Genomic DNA, 19,048 nt, shown 5'->3' with positions numbered 1-19,048 from the left:
CCTCATTCATTCGAACAATAACGGAAAAAAAACCATGAAACTGCCGCCGAAGCTTGGTCCCATTCACTTCATCGGCATCGGCGGCATCGGCATGTCGGGCATCGCCGAGGTCATGCACAATCTGGGCTACACGGTGCAGGGCTCGGACGCGGCCGACAATTACAACGTCAGGCGCCTGCACGATAAGGGCATCAAGACCTTCATCGGCCACAGGGACGAGAACGTGGAGGATGCGGAGATCGTCGTGGTCTCGACCGCGATCAAGCGCGACAACCCGGAGCTGATCGTCGCCCGCGAGAAGCGCCTGCCCGTCGTGCGTCGCGCCGAGATGCTGGCCGAGCTCATGCGCTTCAAGTCCTGCGTCGCCGTGGCGGGCACCCACGGCAAGACCACCACGACGTCCCTCGTCGCCACGCTGCTCGATGCGGGCGGGCTCGACCCGACCGTCATCAACGGCGGCATCATCAATGCCTACGGCACCAATGCCCGCATGGGCGATGGCCAGTGGATGGTGGTGGAGGCGGACGAGTCCGATGGCACCTTCCTTAAGCTCCCGGCGGATGTGGCCATCGTCACCAACATCGATGCCGAGCATCTCGATCATTTCGGCACCTTCGACGCGATCAAGGACGCCTTCCACTCCTTCATCAATTCGATCCCGTTCTACGGTTTCGCGGTGATGTGCATCGACCACCCGACCGTGCAGGACCTCGTGGGCCGCATCGAGGATCGCCGCATCATCACCTACGGCGAGAATCCGCAGGCCGACGTGCGCCTGATGGATGTGGATTCGCGCGGCGGTCAGAACCGCTTCCGCGTCATGATCCGCGACCGCCGTCCCGGCTTCCGCCTCGAACTCGAAGACCTCGTGCTGCCGATGCCGGGTGCGCACAATGCGCTCAACGCCACCGCTGCGATCGCGGTCGCGCATGAACTCGGCGTCACGCCGGATGCGATCCGCAAGGCGCTCGCAAGCTTTGGCGGCGTGAAGCGGCGCTTCACCCGTACGGGCGATTGGAACGGCGTTGCGGTGTTCGATGATTACGGCCACCATCCCATCGAGATCGCAGCGGTGCTCAAGGCCGCGCGCGCCTCGACCGACGGGCAGGTCATCGCCGTGGTGCAGCCGCACCGCTATTCGCGCCTGGCGTCCCTGTTCGATCAGTTCTGCACCTGCTTTAACGATGCGGACGCGGTCATCGTCGCGCCGGTCTATGCGGCGGGCGAGCAGCCGATCCCGGGCGCAGACCGCGACAGCCTCGTGTCCGGCCTCAAGGCGCGCGGACACCGCAACGTGATGGCGCTTGAAAAGTCGGAGGAACTCGCAGGCTTCGTGAAGGGCATCGCGAAGCCGGGCGATTACGTGATCTGCCTCGGCGCCGGCAACATCACCCAATGGGCCTACGCGCTGCCAGGCGAGCTCGAGGCGCTTGGCGAGAAGGCGGCTTGATGTTTGCCGATATCGTTCCCGATCTGAATGCCGGCATGCCCGAGCTGGGCGGCAAGCTGGAGGCGAATGCGCCGACGGCGCCTCTGTCGTGGTTCCGCACGGGCGGCCCGGCGCAGGTGCTGTTCACGCCGGTCGATGCGGACGATCTTGCGTACTTCCTGCAGCGACTCGACCGCAGCCTGTCGGTGCTCGTCGTGGGTCTCGGCTCCAACCTGCTCATTCGCGACGGGGGATGGGAAGGCGTCGTGATCCGGTTAGGAAAAGGTTTTGCCGAAGTGTCGGTGGAGCCGGGCCTGCGCGTGCGCGCCGGTGCCGGCGCCCCTGATGTGAAGGTCGCGCGCGCGGCGGCGGAGGCCGGCATTGCCGGTCTGTCCTTCCTGCGCGGCATTCCCGGCGCCATCGGCGGTGCGTTGCGCATGAATGGCGGCGCATATGGCGGCGAGACGAAGGATGTGCTCGTCGGGGCCAAGGGCGTCACGCGCACCGGCGTGGCGGTGAGCTTCACCAATGCGCAGATGGGTTTCACCTATCGCCATTCAGACGTGCCGGACGATGTGATCTTCACCGAGGCTCTGTTCGAGGGCCGTCCCGGCGATCCTGCCGAGATCCTGAGCGAGATGAACGCCATTACCGAGGCGCGTTCCTCCACGCAGCCGGTGAATACCCGCACGGGCGGCTCCACCTTCAAGAACCCTCCGGGCAAGAAGGCGTGGGAACTGGTCGATGCGGCGGGCTGCCGGGGGCTTCGCATCGGCGATGCCCAGGTCTCCGAGATGCACTGCAATTTCCTGATCAACCACGGCTCCGCCTCCGCGGCCGATATCGAGGGCCTGGGCGAAGAGGTGCGCCGCCGCGTTCGCGAGATGTCGGGCGTGGAGCTCGAATGGGAAATCAAGCGGGTCGGGATCGCGAGGACCTGATTCGAATCACTTAATCATCCCGGTGTGGCCGGGGCGCATGACGGGAGCAGATCATGGCGAAGCACGTTGCCGTTCTCTATGGCGGCTGGTCGGCCGAGCGCGAGGTGAGCCTGGCTTCGGGCCGGGCCTGCTGCAAGGCCCTGGAGGCGCAGGGTTACAAGGTTACTCCCATCGACGTGCAACCCGACATCGCCACCGTTCTTCAGGCCGTTGCGCCGGATGTGGTGTTCAACGCGCTCCATGGCCGGGTGGGCGAGGACGGAACGATCCAGGGTCTGCTGGAAGTCTTAAGAATTCCCTATACCCATTCCGGGGTTCTCGCCTCGGCGCTCGCCATGCAGAAGGACAGGGCCAAAACGATCATGGCGGCGGCGGGCGTACCGGTGCCCAAAGGGCAGGTCGTTAACCGTTTGGAGGCGGCGAAAGGCCACGTTCTTCCGGCACCCTACGTGATCAAGCCGGTCAACGAGGGCTCTTCCGTCGGTGTCATCATCGTCCGCGAGGACCGATCCCATCCGCCCCAGGAGCTGACGCGGGAGGACTGGGCCTTCGGCGAGCAAGTCCTTGTGGAATCATACATTGCGGGCCGGGAACTCACCTGCGCGGTCATGGGCGACAGGGCCCTCGGGGTCATCGACATCCAGCCCGCCACCGGGGTCTTCTACGATTACGATGCGAAATATGTGAAGGGGGGCTCCATTCACGTCCTCCCGGCAGAAATTAAACCGAATATTTACCAAAAGGTCCAAGAGTTGGCGTTAACGGCGCATCAAGCGCTCGGCTGTCGGGGAATCAGCCGCGCTGACTTACGGTACGACGACACTCCTGGAGGAACAGGGGAACTCGTCGTTCTTGAGGTCAACACGCAACCCGGCATGACCGAGACGAGCTTGGTGCCAGAATTGGCAGCCCACGCGGGCTATTCGTTTGGCGAGCTTGTGCAATGGATGGTGGAGGACGCTACCTGCAACCGATGACGGTCTACCCGGCCGGATTCGCGGTTGCGCGCTCTGCCCCCGAAAGTCGGGGGGCGGGCGCCTCCCACTTCAAGAAGCCTTCACGAATCAAGAAACTCTTCGGCTCCTCGCGCAGCGTGCGCCGGCGCTCCGCCGGCCTCCCGCTCGAGCAGCGCCTTCCGCGCTTTCTCGGAACCGGCCTGGCGCTCGGCTTCTTCAGTGCCGTCATCGGATTCGGTCTCTGGCAGGGTGGCCATATCGACGGCTTCATCCGCGACTACGGCGAGCCGCATCATGCGCTGGCACGGGCGGTCGGTCTCGGTCTCGATCAGGTGACAATCTCCGGCATCTCGCAGATGGGCGAGAACGAGGTTCTCGCTGCGGCGGGCATCAATTCCAAGCAGTCGCTGGCCTTCCTCGACGTGAACGATCTGCGCGAGCGCCTGGAACGCGTTCCGATGATCAAGTCGGCTATGGTGCGCAAGCTCTATCCGAACGAACTCGTCATCACGCTCACCGAGCGCGAGGCGCACGGGATCTGGCAGAACAACGGCGAATTGTTCGTGATCGCTGCCGACGGCACGGTGATCGACCTGATGCAGGACGAGCGCTATCTCGATCTGCCGTTCGTGGTGGGCGAGGGCGCCAATACCCGCAGCAAGGACTATCTCGCGCTGCTCGAGGCTGCAGGCCCGCTCAAGAACCGCATTCGTGCGGGCACTCTCGTGGCCGGCCGGCGCTGGACGCTCAAGATGGACAACGGCATGGACGTGCGCCTGCCGGAGCTCGGGGTCGCCAATGCGCTGGCCCGTCTCGTAAAGCTCGAACACGAGCAGAAGATTCTGGAAAAGGACGTGCTGGCGATCGATCTGCGCATGGCGGATCGCGTCGTCGTCCGCTTGACGGAAGAGGCAGCCCTGGCCCGCGCCGAGGCGCTCAAGAAAAAACCAATGCGCGGCAAGGGGGTCGGTACATGAGTCTCTCGGGTCACGGTTTGACGCCTCGCTTGAAGCCGCTTTCCGCGCGCAAGAGCGCCATTCTCTCGGTCCTGGATGTGGGCACGAGCAAGGTCGTCTGCGTCGTGGCGGAATTGAAGCCGGCCGACGAGGTCGAATCGCTGCGCAGCCGCACCCATGTGGCGCGTATTCTCGGCATCGGCCATCAGCGCTCCGTGGGCCTCAAAGGCGGCGTGGTCGTCGACCTGGAAGCGGCCGAAAGCGCGATCCGTCAGGCGGTTCACGCTGCCGAGCGCATGGCGAAGGTCGAAATCCAGTCGGTGATCGTCAACCTCACCGGCGGCCGTCTCGCGTCCGAGCACTTCGAAGCGCATATCCCGGTGCGCGGCGCGGTCGGCTCCGGCGACGTTCATCGCGTGCTCGATGCAGCATCGAGCTACGACCTGCGTCGCGGCAGAACCGTGCTTCACGCTCTGCCGACCGGCTTCTCGCTCGATCAGCAGAATCACATCGTCGATCCTGCCGGCATGATCGGCGAGCGTCTCGGTACGGATCTGCATGTGGTCACGTCCGAAGCGGCTGCCGCCCGCAATCTCATGCTCGCAGTCGAGCGCTGCCATCTCGGCGTCGAAGCCGTGATCGCAACGCCCTATGCGGCGGGTCTCTCGGCACTCGTCGACGACGAAGCCGATATGGGCTGCGCGGTCGTCGACATGGGCGGCGGCACCACGAGCGTCGGCATCTTCTCCAACGGCCATCTGGTGCATGCCGATGCCATCGCCGTCGGCGGTCACCACGTGACCATGGACATCGCGCGCGGTCTCACGACCCGTGTGTCCGCAGCCGAACGGCTCAAGACACTCTACGGCTCCGCGATCACATCGAGCGCGGATGACCGGGACATGATCGCGGTGCCACAGGTCGACGAGGACGAACGGGACGTTCCGAATCATCTGCCGAAATCGCACCTCGTTCGCATCATCAAGCCGCGGGTCGAGGAAGTTCTCGAACTTGTGCGTGATCGGTTGAAAGGCGCGGGCTTTGCGGCCCAGGCCGGACGGCGGGTCGTGCTGACGGGCGGCGCAAGCCAGCTCGTCGGGCTGCCGGAAACGGCGCGCCGCATCTTGCAGGGCCAGGTTCGTGTCGGGCGTCCGCTCGGCATCAAGGGTCTGCCTGAGGCGGCAAAGGGCCCTGCCTTTTCGGCAGTGGTCGGCCTCCTGGTTTATCCGCAGGTGGCTCACATCGAGTATTTCGAGCCGCGCTCCAGCGGCTTGTTTCAGAGTACGGGAACCGACGGCTACTTCTCACGGGTGGGTCGTTGGATTCGCGAGAGTTTCTAATACGAGTAACGCGTTGGCGCGGCGGGCCATCGTGAAGAGTTCAAGTAAACAAGGGTTAGCGTCCGCCAAACGCTTATCAGTATTAAGGCCAGAAGAGGCACAGGTCATGGCAATGAATCTGCAAACTCCGGACATCCGGGAACTCAAGCCGCACATCACGGTTTTCGGCGTCGGTGGCGCCGGCGGAAATGCCGTGAACAACATGATTGAATCCGGTCTGGAGGGCGTCGAGTTCGTGGTGTCGAACACCGACGCGCAGGCTCTGGCCTCCTCCAAGGCTCAGCGCGTGATCCAGATGGGCATCCAGGTCACGGAAGGCCTCGGCGCCGGCTCGCAGCCGGAGGTCGGCCGCGCGGCTGCCGAAGAGGTGATCGACGAGATCCGCGATCAGCTCGCCGGCTCGCACATGGTGTTCATCACCGCCGGCATGGGCGGTGGCACCGGCACAGGCGCGGCCCCGGTCGTGGCCCGCGCGGCCCGCGAACTCGGTATACTGACTGTTGGCGTCGTCACGAAGCCGTTCCAGTTCGAGGGCGTGCGCCGCATGCGTCTGGCGGAAGCCGGCATCAACGAGCTGCAGCAGGCGGTCGACACGCTCATCGTGATCCCGAACCAGAACCTGTTCCGTGTCGCCACAGAGAAGACGACCTTCGCGGACGCTTTCGCCATGGCCGACCAGGTGCTCTATTCCGGCGTTGCCTGCATCACCGACCTGATGGTGAAGGAAGGCCTCATCAACCTCGACTTCGCCGACGTGCGCTCCGTCATGCGCGGCATGGGCAAGGCCATGATGGGCACGGGCGAGGCATCCGGCGAGAAGCGCGCCATCCGTGCCGCCGAGGCAGCCATCGCGAACCCGCTCCTCGACGACGTGTCGATGAAGGGCGCGCGCGGCCTGCTCATCTCGATCACGGGCGGCAACGATCTCACCCTCTACGAGCTCGACGAAGCAGCGACCCGCATCCGCGAGGAAGTGGACCAGGATGCCAACATCATCCTCGGCGCGACCTTCGACGAGAGCCTGGAAGGCATCATCCGCGTCTCCGTCGTGGCGACCGGCATCGACCACGCCCTTCTCGAGAAGGGCGGAGACCTGACTGCCACCGAGCAGCGCATCTCCGAGGTGGCCGAGCGCCTGCGTGCCGAGGCCCGCGCCCGCGCCACGCCCACTCAGCCTGCGTCGACCTTTCGCTCCGCCGCCCAAGCCGAATCGGTGAAGGCGGCTCCGATCCTGAACCAGGGCACGCCCGTTCTGGCTTCGGCCCACGTTGCGGCTCCGGCTCCCATGGCCGCGGCCCAGCCGCTCGAGCCCGCTCCGCAGCCTGTGATTCGCGACGACGTGGTCCTCACGCCGGCTCAGCCCCGTCAGGCATTGGCTTACGAGGCTCCGGCTCCGCAGCAGCCGGTCTATGAGGAGCCGGTGGAGCAGGGCGCCTTCATCCCGCCGCAGGCGGAACGCGCCATGCGTCCGGCCCGGATGCCGCGAATCGACGAGTTGCCGATGCCGGCGCAGAATCAGATCCGCGCCAGCCGCGGCGAGGAGCCTGCTCACGAGCATAAGCCGTCGCTGATCCAGCGCCTTGCGACCATCGGCTTCGGCCGCCGTGAGGAGCCCCCGCACGCCCCCGCCGAGCCACGCCAGGAAGCGCCGCGCCAGCCCATGTCCTCGGTCCACGCCGAGTACGCCCGCCGGCCCATGCCGCCCCAGGCCCAGCGTCCTCCGCAGGCCCCGATGGCTCCGGCTCCCCGGGCTCCGTCGGAAGATGACCAACTGGAAATTCCCGCCTTCCTGCGTCGCCAGGCCAACTGATTTGGTCTGACGCTGCTGGCACGGATGTTACAAAAGGCCCCCAGCCCAATGCGGCTGGGGGCTTTCTTCGTTAAAGATCTATTAACATCAATGACTTGAGAGTTATCCAAAATGTAACACAAAGTAAGAAAGCGTGATTTGGCCTAGCCTGACAGCGGGACTAAGGTGCCTCCACGTTTAAGGGGCAGCGCTAATGAGAAGCCTGCCGGTCGGAAGAACAATGCAGCAAATGCAACTTCCCCGGCTAATGAGGCTCAGTTTGGCGACAAGGGTAGTTGAGGTTCAGGAATAATGAAGCAAAGCCAGCAAACCACGCTTCGCGCTGCCGTGACCCTGGTTGGAACCGGAGTTCATTCCGGGGATGAAGTGAAGATGATCCTTCATCCGGCTGAAGCGAGCCATGGCATTGCTTTCCTGCGCACCGGCCTGCCGGGCGGCCTGGACCGACTGATCGACGCTCGGCACCTGGCGGTCACCGCCACCGAGCTCTGCACGGTGATCGGCGACCGCGATACGGGCGCGGTCGCCACTATCGAGCACCTAATGGCGGCCCTGACCGGTCTCGGCATCGACAACGTGCTCGTCGAGATCGACGGGCCGGAGGTTCCGATCCTGGACGGCAGCTCGGCTCCCTTCATCGATGCCATCGACCAGGTCGGCATCGCCGTTCAGGGCGCCACCCGCCGTTATCTCAAGGTGCTCAAGTCGGTCCGCGTCACGCAGGGCAAGGCGTTTGCCGAGCTTCTTCCCAACGACCGCGCCTTCCGCCTGGACGTGGAGATCGATTTCCCCACCCCGGTGATCGGCCGCCAGCGCAAAGCCGTCGAGCTCTCGCCCTCCGTCTTCCGCCGTGAAATCTCCCGCGCCCGCACCTTCGGCTTCATGCGCGACGTGGAGAAGCTCTGGAGCGCCGGTTTCGCCCTGGGCGCTTCCCTCGAGAACACGGTCGCCATCGGCGACGACGGCATCATGAACCCCGAAGGCCTGCGCTATGCGGACGAGTTTGTCCGTCACAAGCTGCTCGATGCGGTCGGCGATCTGTCCCTCGCGGGTCTGCCGCTGCTCGGCACCTACCGCTCCTATTGCGGCGGGCACCGCATGAATTTCTCGGTGCTCGAGGCCCTGTTCTCGAGCCGCTCCAACTACGCCATCGTGGACGCTGTTCCCCGCCGCGAGACGGGCTATGCCGATATCGGCAGCGTGGCGGCTTCGGTTCTCGCCCCCGAGATGCACTAAAGCGGCTTTCGACGGACCTGTATTTCCGCTATAGGCAGCAAGCGCCCATTGGCCGCATGATCTCATGCAGGCTTTCTTAAGGCCTATTGGGTAAACCAGAGCGTCGGACCCTAAGGTGGAAACCACTTTTGGGATCCATCCGATGCTCATTTTAAGTTGCGCATCGTCCGGAGCGGCAAACCGGATCCACTTTTCCGTACGATGCGCTAACGTATGGGCTTGGCTCTGCCCCTATGCTTGGGCTAAAGAACCCTGGTGCATCGTTAAAACATCGAGCACGGTTTTTGGAGGACCGCGAGGCATGTCGTTCGCGAAGGCTTATGCAGGTATGAAAGGCGCGTCCGCCCGCGCTCTGATCCTTGGCGTCTGCGCCTTGGGGCTCGCCGGCTGCGAATCCCTTTCGTCGCTCAATCCGTTCGACAAGAGCGAGACCTACAAGCCCGAGATCGTGGCGAATGCCCCGGCGGAGGAAATCTACAACGATGGTCTCGCCCGGGTGCAGAAGGGCGATTTCGACGGCGCGGTGAAGAAATTCAGCAGCCTCGACAAGCAATATCCCTATTCCGACTGGTCCCGCAGAGGACTGATCATGGAGGCCTATGCCAATTACGAGGGCGGCTTCTATGAGGAATCCATCACGGCTTCCAAACGCTATCTCCAGAGCTATCCCAACACGTCCGATGCGGCCTATGCCCAGTATCTGATGGCGTCGTCCTATTACGACCAGATCCCCGACATCACGCGCGATCAGGAGAAGTCCGAGCGCGCCATCCTGTCGCTGCAGGAGCTGATCCAGCGCTATCCGAACTCCGAATACGTGGCGGACGCCAAGAAGAAGCTGCAGGTCGCCAGTGACCAACTCGCCGGCAAGGAACTGGAGGTCGGTCGCTTCTATCTGCAGAAGCGCAACTATGCGGGCGCCATCAACCGCTTCCGCACCGTGGTTTCGCGCTATCAGACGACCCGCCACGTGGAAGAGGCCCTCGAGCGCCTCACCGAAGCCTACATGGCCATGGGCATCGTCAACGAGGCGCAGACCGCCGCCGCCGTTCTCGGCCACAACTTCCCTGACAGTCCTTGGTACAAGGACGCCCACGCTTTGCTGACCAAGGGCGGCGTCGAGCCGCGCGAGGATTCCCAATCCTGGATCAGCAAGGCCTTCCGCGGCGTCCCCCAGGTCAGCCAGCGGACGGGTTAAGCCTCACTTTCCATGCTGATCCAGCTGGCGATTCGCGATATCGTCCTCATCGACAGGCTTGAGCTTCACTTTCATGAGGGGCTGAGTGTCCTCACGGGTGAGACCGGCGCTGGCAAATCCATCCTGCTCGACGCCTTCGCCCTGGCCCTCGGCGGCCGCGGCGACGGCAGCCTCGTGCGCCACGGCGAGAACCAGGGCCAGGTGACGGCCGTCTTCGACTGCCCCCTGGACCATCCGGCCCGCCGCGTCGCGGCGGATGCCGATATCGATATCGACGGCGACCTGATCCTGCGCCGCGTCCAGGTGGCCGACGGGCGCACCCGTGCGTTCGTCAACGACCAGCCCGTCAGCGTGCAGGTCCTCAGGGCCATCGGCGCGACCCTGGTCGAGATCCATGGCCAGCACGACGACCGCGCTCTGGTCGATCCCGTCTCGCACCGCGCCATTCTCGATGCCTTCGGCGGCCTCTCCGCCGAGGTGCAGGTGGTCACGGAAGCCGCGCGAAAGGTCCGCGAAGCCCGTACGGCCCTGCAGGACCACCGAAACCGCATCCAAAAGGCCCGCAAGGAGGCCGATTTCCTGCGTCATGCGGTCGAGGAGCTGACCAACCTCAACCCCCGGGCAGGGGAGGAGGAAACCCTGGCCGGGCGCCGGGTCGTCATGATGCAGTCGGAGAAGGTGGCCCAGGACCTCAATGAGGCCTATGAGGTCGTCGCTGGCAACACGTCTCCTGTCAACGAACTTTCGGCCGCCGTGCGCAAGCTCGAGCGCCGCAGCGCCCAGGCCCCGTCGCTTGTCGAGCCTAGTGTGAAGGCTCTCGATGCTGCGCTCGTCGCCATCGACGAAGCCCGCGCGGCCCTCGAAGAGGCGATCCGGGCCACCGAATACGACCCACGCGAGCTGGAGCAGACCGAGGAGCGCCTCTTCGCCCTGCGCGCCGCCGCCCGCAAATACGATGTCCCGGCCGACGAGCTCGCCGCCCTGCGCCAGCGATTCGAAGAGGATGTGGCTGCCATCGATGCGGGCGAGGAAAAACTCGTCGGGCTGGAGAACGCGCTGAAGGAAGCGGACGCCGCTTACGTGAAAGCCGCCAAGGCCCTCTCCGCCGGTCGCAAGAAGGCCGCCCAGTCCCTCGATGCCGCCGTCCAGGCCGAGCTGCCGCCGCTAAAGCTCGAGCGGGCGCGGTTCATCACGGAGATCACCACCGACGAGGACAGCCGCGATCCGAGCGGCTTCGAGCGCGTCGAGTTCTGGGCCCAGACCAACCCAGGGACCCGTCCCGGCCCCCTGATGAAGGTGGCCTCGGGCGGCGAGCTGTCCCGCTTCATGCTGGCGCTGAAAGTAGTGCTGGCGGACAAGGGCTCGGCCCCGACCCTGGTCTTCGACGAAATCGACACCGGCGTCGGCGGCGCAGTGGCCGATGCCATTGGCCAGCGCCTCGCGCGTCTGGCCCGGAACGTTCAGGTGATGGCCGTCACCCACGCGCCGCAGGTCGCCGCCAAGGCCGGCAGCCATTTCCTCATCGCCAAGGAAGGCGTGCGCGGAGGGGAGGATCGGGTCGCCACCCGCGTGATCCCGCTCGAAGCGACGCCGCGCCGGGAGGAAATCGCCCGCATGCTCGCCGGCGCGACAATCACCGAGGAAGCCCGCGCGGCTGCGGCGCGGCTCCTGGAAGCGGCCGCGCATTGACAGGAGCCATTACGGCGGCCTGATTGATCCACCCTTGCACGTCATCACCGGCCTCGTGCCAGTGATCTCGATGGGAAAAGCGCAACCCCTCAAGAGGTCGGGATGGCTGGCACAGGGTCGGCCATGACATCGGAGAGTGTCATTCCCAGCGGCCCCAGACGCGAGGGGGGCCACTGAAGCCTGCACTGCCATGGATTCCCTTCCCCTCCGCTGCGCGGCCCTCCGGGAATGACATCAATGGCCAGCCTATCACGCTCCGTAGCTCAACTTCGGATACCAGTCCGTTCCACGCCCTTCCGGCGTGGTGTCGAGCACGTTCCACAAGGGGGCGAAATCGGGAGCGCCACGGGGATCCTGGCCGGGATCGGCGGAATCGCCGGTCATCTCGCCGCTCCAGAAATGACGGATGGTCTCGTCGCGCCGGGTGAAGACGTTGAAGCTCGGGATCTCCGACCCGTCCGGCAACACGCCGTGATAATCGCGCGAGTAGTTGCCGTTGAGGTCCGAGTAGAGCTTCAGGTTCGTCCAGCCGCGTTCCTTCTTCCAGGCGATCAGCCGCTCGATCGGCGAGCGCGCCACGACGGCAAACGCCATGCGCTGCTGGATATCGGCGCCGTTGCCCTCGATTGCTCCGAGCAGGTTGGTGCACATGGGGCAGGGACGCTCGCGCTGCGGGCCGAACATGTAGCTGTAGACGGCGAGTGACGGCTTGTCGCCGAAGAGATCGGCGAAGCTCACCGGGCCGTTCTCGCCTTCGAAGCGATAATCGCCGATCACCTCGCCGCCAGGCGGCAGGGCACGGCGCTGTGCCGCCACACGCTCCAGGTGGCGACGCAATTCGATCTCTTCCGCCAGCAAAGCCGTGCGGGCGGCGCGGTATTCGGGGCTCTCGTTCGGAAAGCGTACCGGCGAGCGCCGCGCGAGTTCTGCCGCGGGAACAAGGTTGTCAGGCATGGGCGTGTCCATGGTGGATTCCTCGATCAGATTTTCGCCTGCGCTCCAGCGATCATGCGACTGGCGCGTTCTCCCGGAAGGGCTGCAACTGAGCTTCCAGAGCGCGCGCAAAGGCCGGCCGGTCGGTGCAGCGGCGGACATAGGCGCCCAGATTGGCGTAGCGTTCCAGCAGCCCCGTGTCCGCAAGCTCACGCAGAACCATGGTCATCATCAGGTCGCCGGCCGTGAAACGGTCCTCGAGGAACTCCCGCTCGCCGAGCCAGGCGCTGAGAGCCGTAAGACGCTTGCACAGGATGGCTTCGGCTTGCGGGCGGCGTTCCTTCGTCCAGGCCTCGCCGGCATGGAAGACGTCGAGTTGAACCAGGTTCTGCACATGCGGCTCGACCGAGTTCAACGCGGCAATCACCCAGGTTGTCACCCGGGCGCGCCCCGCCTCGTCAGCAGGGGCGAGCGCCTCGGATCGCATTGCGAGATGCAGCACGATCGCACCGGATTCGAAGATCTCGACCGCGTCGTCCCTGTAGGCGGGAACCTGGCCGAAAGGCTGCCATTCGCGATAGGCGGTGGTCGCCTGGATCGCCGGATCGATCAATGTCGCCTCGTAAGGAAGACCTGCCTCCTCGAGGGCCCAGCGCACCCGAAGATCACGCACATAGCCTTGGGCGAACTGGGGGACCCATCGGAAGGCTGAAACATGGATGTTCATGGGATTGCCTCCTGAGCTTTATGATCTGCGCGGACCGACGAGTCCGAACAGCGCCCCCTGCGGATCGCCGGCGACGATGATGAACACGCCCCCCGGCACTTCGGCGGGGCCGTAATGGATCGCGCCGCCGTTGGCGGACACGGCCTTTGCGGCACCATCGATGTCCTCGACGCCGAAGTAGAAATTCCAGGCCGGCGGCGGACCCTCCGGCGTGCGCTTCATCACGGCGCCGATGGTCCGGCCGCCGTGGTCGATGAACTGATAATCGCCCATCTCGCCCATCGGCATGGCGTCGCCCTTGGCCCAGCCGAAGTGGGCGCTGTAAAAGGCAAGCGCCGCTGCCGGATCGGTGGTGGCGAGTTCGTTCCAGTTGCAATGTCCGGTCTTGCCCTGGTCGAATGCCGTGCTCGTGCCGTCCGTCGCACCGCGCATCACGTAGAACACGACTTCCTGCGGGTCGGCGAGCATCGCGAAGCGGCCGACACCGGGAATGTCGGTCGGCGGCATATGCTGGGTCCCACCGGCCCGAACGATCTCGGCGGCGGTCGCATCGACGTCGTCGACACCGACATAGCCGAGCCAGGTCGGGCGCATGCCCGCACGTTCGGCATCGGCCGGAAGGGTCATCAGCCCGCCAACGTCCTCACCGCCAATTCCAAGGATCTGATAGCCGCGATCAGAGCCTTCCGCCGCTCGCGTCTGCCATCCGACGACCGCGCCGTAGAAGCGCGCAGCGGCGCCGGCATCATTCGTCAGGAGTTCGTACCAGATGAAGTCGCCATGCTGATTGGCCATGGGGCACCTCCATGCGCATCGTGCGGAAAAATGATTCCGGTTTTCCGCATCAACGATGCGCTCATCGAGAAAAGGAGCATCGGATGGATCCCAAAAGTGGGGTCCATTTCTGGGTCCGATGCTAGATGTCGAGGATAGGCATGAAGCCGCCGAAGATCATGCGCTTACCGTCGAACGGCATCTGCTCGCCCATCGCCTGCATGCGCGGATCGGTCATGATCTTCTTGTTGGCGGCATCCCGGACTTCCTTGGACGGATACTCGATCCAGCTGAACACGACGATCTCGTCGTCCTTGGCATCCACGGCACGGCGGAAATCCGTGAGCTTGCCGTCCGGCACGTCGTCGCCCCAGCACTCCACCATGCGGGTCGCGCCGAACTCCTTGAACAGGGGGGCGGCCTCGGCGGCGTGCTTGCGGTAGGTTTCCTTCTTGGCGGCCGGCACGGCGAGCACGAAGCCATCGACGTATTTCATCGCGTATCTCCCTTGGATTTTCCGCAGTAAAGCTCGACTTCGCGGCGCTTCGGCGCCTGTTTTTCTTGACAAATAAGTTGATATCAACATAATTGGCCCATGTCAAACCCCAGCGACGTACCTTTCGAGACAACCCATCTGGTGCGCGACACCTGCCTGTGTTTGCACGCCCAACGCGCCGCCCGCGCCCTGTCGCGGCTGTTCGACGACGCCCTGCGGCCGGTCGGACTCACGTCCGGGCAATTCTCGCTGCTGAACGCCCTCAACCGTCCGACGCCACCCTCCATCGCTCCGGTGGCGCAGCTGCTCGCCATGGACCGGACGACCCTGACGGCCGCTCTGAAGCCGCTGGAGCGGGACGGCCTCGTGGCCATCGCCCGGGATCCCGGCGACCGCCGCAACCGCCTTCTGCGCCTCACGGAAAGGGGCGGGAGACCCTGGCCACGGCCATCCCGATCTGGCGCGACCTCCACGGCGCCATCGAGGCCGGCGTGGCGGGACTCGAGCCAGACAATCTGCGCGGCGCATTGAACAGCCTTTCCAAGCCGGCATCGAGCCGAGCGAGCAGGGTGTAACGCTGGCTCCCGCAGCATCCGATGGCCCGGTTACACTGAGCGAAGTCCCCAAGCATGGAATTCATCGATGCATCGGGGTCCTTTCCGTTCCGGACATGAGGGGTCGCGCTTGGTGTCATCAACAGTGAGCGCAGCGAGGGAAGGGGATCCACAGTCCGGTGCCGAGCTGATGGCTTCCCTTCCCCTCCGCTCCGACCGGGATGACACCTTCCCCGTACTGGCCGTCCCCGGGCTCGATCCGGGGATCAGTCCCGGCGATCTTCGCCTTGCCGCTTTTCCGTCCTCTTACCTCATCCTGAGGAGCAGCCGTGAGGCTGCGTCTCGAAGGAGGGTCCGGAAGAGCCCTGAACTCCTCCTTCGAGACGCCGCTTGTCGCGGCTCCTCAGGATGAGGCCGAGCGAGACGGTCGGGATCACGGCCCGCGACACCCTCTGCCGTCATGGCCGGGCTTGTCCCGGCCATCCCGATAAGGTGAGGCTCGGCGCTTCTTGGACTGGGATCACCGGCACGAGGCCGGTGATGACGTCGGAGGGTGCAGTCGGAGGGTACGAGGGCCGAAGGGCGCAAGCCGATCCGGGAGCGTGAAAACCAGCACGGCACTTCATCCCGGGCCGCCTCAGCGAAGGCCGGGATCCCTGACCGCCGACGAGGCAGACCGAGGCGTCACGCGGCTCGCCCTTTTCCGAGACGTCGCGGTTCTGGATCCCCGCCTGCGCGGGCATGACAGCGTCGGCGCGGGGGATGACGACGTCGCGGATCCCGCATCCCATTCTGCCGCCGATCCCGGATCTCCGCTCACGCTCCGTCCGGCATGACAGTGGACGGTCGGCGCGAATGGCTGTCCAACCCCTGGAGACTCTCCCGCAGAGCGCTATGGTTCAAGCACCCTCACACACGATTCGACCATGCCCCCACGCAGCACCTCCTCCCAAAATCCCGTCGACCACCTGACGCCCGACGAGGCGCGGATCGAGCACCAGGCGCTCGGCGCCGAGATCAAGGAACACGACAGGCGCTATTACGAGGAGGACGCGCCGAGCGTCTCAGACGCCGAATACGATGCGCTGCGCAAGCGCTACGAGGCCCTGGAGGATCAGTTCCCCGAACTGAAGACGCCCGAGAGCCTGACCCAGAAGGTCGGCTCCAAGGTGTCGGAGAAATTCGGCAAGGTCCGGCACCGGGTGCCGATGCTCTCGCTCGCCAACGCCTTCGCTGACGAGGAGGTGGAGGAATTCGTCGAGCGCATCCGCCGCTTCCTGCAATGGAAGGCCGATGCGCCGCTCGCCCTCACGGCCGAGCCGAAGATCGACGGTCTCTCCTTGAGCCTTCGCTACGAGAACGGCAGGCTCGTGTCCGCCGCCACCCGGGGCGACGGCGCGGTGGGCGAGGACGTGACGAACAATGCCCGCACGGTGGGCGACATTCCGCACCGGCTCAAGGGTTCGAAGGTTCCCGATATCTTCGAGGTGCGCGGCGAGGTCTATCTCTCGCACGAGGATTTCGCCGCGATCAATGCGCGCCAGGAGGCCGCCGGGAAAGCGCTCTTCGCCAATCCGCGCAACGCGGCCGCGGGCAGTCTGCGCCAGCTCGATCCGTCGATCACCGCCTCGCGCCCGTTGCGCTTCTTCGCCTATGCCTGGGGCGAAGTGAGCGCGATGCCGGCGACGACCCAATCCGGCATGATGGAGTGCTTCAAGAGCTTCGGCCTCAAGGTCAATCCGCTCACGCGCCGCTGCACGAGCGTTGCGGAGATGCTGGAGCACTACCATGCCATCGAGACCGACCGCGCCAATCTCGGCTACGACATCGATGGCGTCGTCTACAAGGTTGACGACTTGAGCCTGCAGCAGCGCCTCGGCTTCGTCTCGCGCTCGCCGCGCTGGGCCTTGGCGCACAAGTTCCCGGCCCAGAAAGCCGTGACGGTGCTCGAAGACATCGAGATCAATGTGGGCCGCACCGGCTCGCTCAATCCGATCGCGCGATTGAAGCCCGTCACCGTCGGCGGCGTCGTCGTGTCCAATGCAACTCTGCACAACGAGGATTACATCAAGGGCATCGGCGGCAACGGCGAGAGGATCCGCAGCGGGGTCGACGTCCGCATTGGCGACACGGTCATCATCAACCGCGCCGGCGACGTGATCCCGAAGGTGCTCGACGTGGTGCTGGAGAAGCGTCCGGCCGACGCGAAGCCTTACGAGTTTCCGACCACATGCCCGGCCTGCGGCAGCCATGCGGTGCGCGAGGTCAACCCGCGCACCGGCAAGGAGGATGCGGTGCGCCGTTGCACCGGCGGTCTCATCTGCCCGGCGCAGGCTCGCGAGCGCTTGAAGCATTTCGTGTCGCGCAACGCCTTCGACATCGAGGGCATGGGCGAGCAGCGCATCGATGAATTCTACGAGGAAGGTCTCGTCCAGCGCCCGCAGGACATCTTCACGCTGCAGGCCCGCAACGCGCGCAGCCTCAAGCGTCTGGAGAACCGGGAAGGCTGGGGCGAGACCAGCGCGAAGAACCTGTTCGCCGCCATCGAAGCCCGTCGCTCGATCGCGCTCAACCGCTTCATCTTCGCCCTCGGCATTCCTCATACCGGCGAAACCTCCGCGCGGTTGCTCGCGCGCCATTTCGGCACCTTCGAGCACTTGCGCGAAACGGCGAAGGCCGCTGCCGATCCGGCATCGGAAGCGCATGCGGAGCTCACCGCCATCGGCGGCATCGGGCCGGTGGTGGCGGAAGCCGTCGTCGAGTTCTTCAAGGAGGGACACAACGAGGAGATGCTCGATGCGCTCCTTGGTGAAGTGACCGTGGAGCCGATGGAGGCGCCGGCCTCCGGTGACTCGCCCGTGGCGGGCAAGACCGTAGTGTTCACTGGCTCCCTGGAGCAGATGACACGCGAGGAGGCCAAGGCGATGGCCGAGCGGCTCGGCGCCAAGGTGGCTGGCTCCGTGTCCAAGAAGACGGACATCGTGGTGGCAGGCCCCGGCGCGGGCTCGAAGCTCGACAAGGCCAAGGAGTTCGACGTTCAGGTCATGGACGAGGACGGCTGGTTCGCCCTCGTCGGCCGTGGGTGAGACTTCTGTCCAAGACTCGCACATTCTGATGTGGCATGGTGGCGGCCATGACGGTGACCACCCCTGAGGTCTCGCTCGATCCTAACCAGGTCGGAGCGGGGGACGTGACGCATTTCTGGCGAGTGCCGCGCTATCGCGACCTCGACTGTTTGCGCGCGACCTTTCGCCGTCATGCCTATGCCCGTCACAGCCACGATACCTATGCCATCGCGGCGGTTCTGGCGGGCTGCGAGACCTTCTTCCATCGCGGCGAGCAGCACTATGCGCCGGCAGGGTCCGTGGCCGTCGTCTGCCCTGACGAGATCCATGATGGGGAGCCCTACGGCGGGGGGTTCGAGTACCGTACGTTTTATCCGTCGTCCGAGTTGATGCAGGAGATTGCCGAGGATGTGGCCGGGCGGCCGGTCTCCCGCCCGCCCTGGTTCCCGCATTCGGTCATCGACGATCCTGAGCTTTTCCTGGCCCAGGTCGGGCTTCATGCCTGCCTATGCCAGGATGAAAGCTGGTCATCCGAGATGGAGCAGGACACCCGCCTCATCGATTTTCTGAGCCGGCTGATCGCCCGCTGGGCCGATCTCGATGCCCTGCCGGCCGTCCGCTACGGCTCGAGGAGCATTCTGCGGGCGCGCGACTATCTGGACGCCCACATGAGCGAGGAGGCGGACCTTGCCGATCTCGCCAACTTGGCCGGCCTGTCGCGCAGCCACTTCATTCGCGCCTTCGCCAAAGAGACCGGCTTGACGCCGCATGCCTATCTCCTCGACCGGCGCTTCCGCGCGGCGACCCGTCTTCTGGCGCAAGGCGAGGCGCCGGGCGACGTGGCCGCTGCTTGCGGCTTCTTCGACCAGAGCCATCTCAACCGTGTCTTCAAGGCCCGCATGGGGGTGACCCCGGGCGCCTACCGCGCCGCTTGAGGCAGCACT

Annotated in this window: 15 protein-coding genes and 1 pseudogene; 12 read left to right on the top strand and 4 right to left on the bottom strand. The window is 65.1% G+C overall.

From position 1 onward, the window contains the following. Positions 1 to 34 precede the first annotated feature (34 nt). The 9 genes from murC (at position 35) to recN (ending at position 11,555) form a co-directional block, all read left to right on the top strand. Complete coding sequence (gene murC / locus FS320_RS47625; RefSeq protein ID WP_244626979.1) at positions 35 to 1,450, top strand: UDP-N-acetylmuramate--L-alanine ligase; 1,416 nt, start codon at positions 35 to 37, stop codon at positions 1,448 to 1,450. Continuing rightward, positions 1,450 to 2,370, top strand: a complete 921-nt coding sequence (murB, locus tag FS320_RS05000; RefSeq protein ID WP_152709907.1) for a UDP-N-acetylmuramate dehydrogenase — start codon at positions 1,450 to 1,452, stop codon at positions 2,368 to 2,370. Before murC ends, murB begins: the two co-directional genes overlap by 1 nt. Before the next feature lie 53 nt (positions 2,371 to 2,423). Beyond that, on the top strand, positions 2,424 to 3,347 hold the full coding sequence (locus FS320_RS04995; RefSeq protein WP_152709905.1) for a D-alanine--D-alanine ligase: 924 nt from the start codon (positions 2,424 to 2,426) through the stop codon (positions 3,345 to 3,347). Further along, the gene (locus FS320_RS04990) at positions 3,314 to 4,303 is read left to right on the top strand and encodes a cell division protein FtsQ/DivIB (RefSeq protein ID WP_152709903.1); all 990 of its coding nucleotides are present in this window, start codon (positions 3,314 to 3,316) and stop codon (positions 4,301 to 4,303) included. Before FS320_RS04995 ends, FS320_RS04990 begins: the two co-directional genes overlap by 34 nt. After that, complete coding sequence (gene ftsA, locus FS320_RS04985) at positions 4,300 to 5,622, top strand: cell division protein FtsA (protein WP_152709901.1); 1,323 nt, start codon at positions 4,300 to 4,302, stop codon at positions 5,620 to 5,622. Before FS320_RS04990 ends, ftsA begins: the two co-directional genes overlap by 4 nt. Positions 5,623 to 5,728: 106 nt before the next feature. Continuing rightward, positions 5,729 to 7,432 (top strand): cell division protein FtsZ, encoded by a 1,704-nt coding sequence (ftsZ, locus tag FS320_RS04980; RefSeq protein ID WP_152709898.1) that lies wholly within the window; start codon positions 5,729 to 5,731, stop codon positions 7,430 to 7,432. A 291-nt stretch (positions 7,433 to 7,723) separates the two neighbouring features. After that, complete coding sequence (lpxC, locus tag FS320_RS04975; RefSeq protein ID WP_152709896.1) at positions 7,724 to 8,668, top strand: UDP-3-O-acyl-N-acetylglucosamine deacetylase; 945 nt, start codon at positions 7,724 to 7,726, stop codon at positions 8,666 to 8,668. A 301-nt stretch (positions 8,669 to 8,969) separates the two neighbouring features. Then, positions 8,970 to 9,866 (top strand): outer membrane protein assembly factor BamD, encoded by an 897-nt coding sequence (locus FS320_RS04970; RefSeq protein ID WP_152709894.1) that lies wholly within the window; start codon positions 8,970 to 8,972, stop codon positions 9,864 to 9,866. Between the two features lie 12 nt (positions 9,867 to 9,878). Further along, on the top strand, positions 9,879 to 11,555 hold the full coding sequence (gene recN / locus FS320_RS04965; protein ID WP_152709891.1) for a DNA repair protein RecN: 1,677 nt from the start codon (positions 9,879 to 9,881) through the stop codon (positions 11,553 to 11,555). 249 nt (positions 11,556 to 11,804) lie between these two features. Here the strand turns inward: recN and FS320_RS04960 are convergent, their stop codons facing one another. The 4 genes from FS320_RS04960 to FS320_RS04945 form a co-directional block, all read right to left on the bottom strand. Next, the gene (locus FS320_RS04960; protein ID WP_152709889.1) at positions 11,805 to 12,509 is read right to left on the bottom strand and encodes a DUF899 family protein; all 705 of its coding nucleotides are present in this window, start codon (positions 12,507 to 12,509) and stop codon (positions 11,805 to 11,807) included. A gap of 52 nt (positions 12,510 to 12,561) precedes the next feature. Further along, positions 12,562 to 13,215, bottom strand: coding sequence for a glutathione S-transferase family protein (locus tag FS320_RS04955; protein WP_152709887.1), 654 nt, complete (start codon positions 13,213 to 13,215; stop codon positions 12,562 to 12,564). Between the two features lie 18 nt (positions 13,216 to 13,233). Next, positions 13,234 to 14,010, bottom strand: coding sequence for a VOC family protein (locus tag FS320_RS04950; protein WP_152709885.1), 777 nt, complete (start codon positions 14,008 to 14,010; stop codon positions 13,234 to 13,236). A 121-nt stretch (positions 14,011 to 14,131) separates the two neighbouring features. After that, positions 14,132 to 14,485 carry a DUF1428 domain-containing protein gene (locus tag FS320_RS04945; protein WP_152709883.1) on the bottom strand — a complete coding sequence of 118 codons (354 nt, stop codon included), beginning with the start codon at positions 14,483 to 14,485 and terminating at the stop codon, positions 14,132 to 14,134. A 99-nt stretch (positions 14,486 to 14,584) separates the two neighbouring features. Here FS320_RS04945 and FS320_RS04940 point away from each other — a divergent pair. The 3 genes and pseudogenes from FS320_RS04940 to FS320_RS04930 all read left to right on the top strand — a co-directional run bounded on the left by FS320_RS04940 (position 14,585) and on the right by FS320_RS04930 (position 19,039). Continuing rightward, a pseudogene (locus FS320_RS04940) lies at positions 14,585 to 15,060 on the top strand (MarR family winged helix-turn-helix transcriptional regulator). Positions 15,061 to 15,965: 905 nt separating this feature from the next. After that, entirely contained in the window at positions 15,966 to 18,125 is a 2,160-nt protein-coding gene (ligA, locus tag FS320_RS04935; protein WP_152709881.1) for an NAD-dependent DNA ligase LigA, read from the top strand. Between the two features lie 47 nt (positions 18,126 to 18,172). Beyond that, entirely contained in the window at positions 18,173 to 19,039 is an 867-nt protein-coding gene (locus FS320_RS04930) for an AraC family transcriptional regulator (RefSeq protein WP_162002830.1), read from the top strand. Positions 19,040 to 19,048 lie beyond the last annotated feature (9 nt).

It is taken from the genome of Microvirga tunisiensis (assembly GCF_009296175.1).
Classification (GTDB): Bacteria; Pseudomonadota; Alphaproteobacteria; order Rhizobiales; family Beijerinckiaceae; genus Microvirga; species Microvirga tunisiensis.
This window is presented reverse-complemented; position numbering and strand designations above follow the sequence as displayed.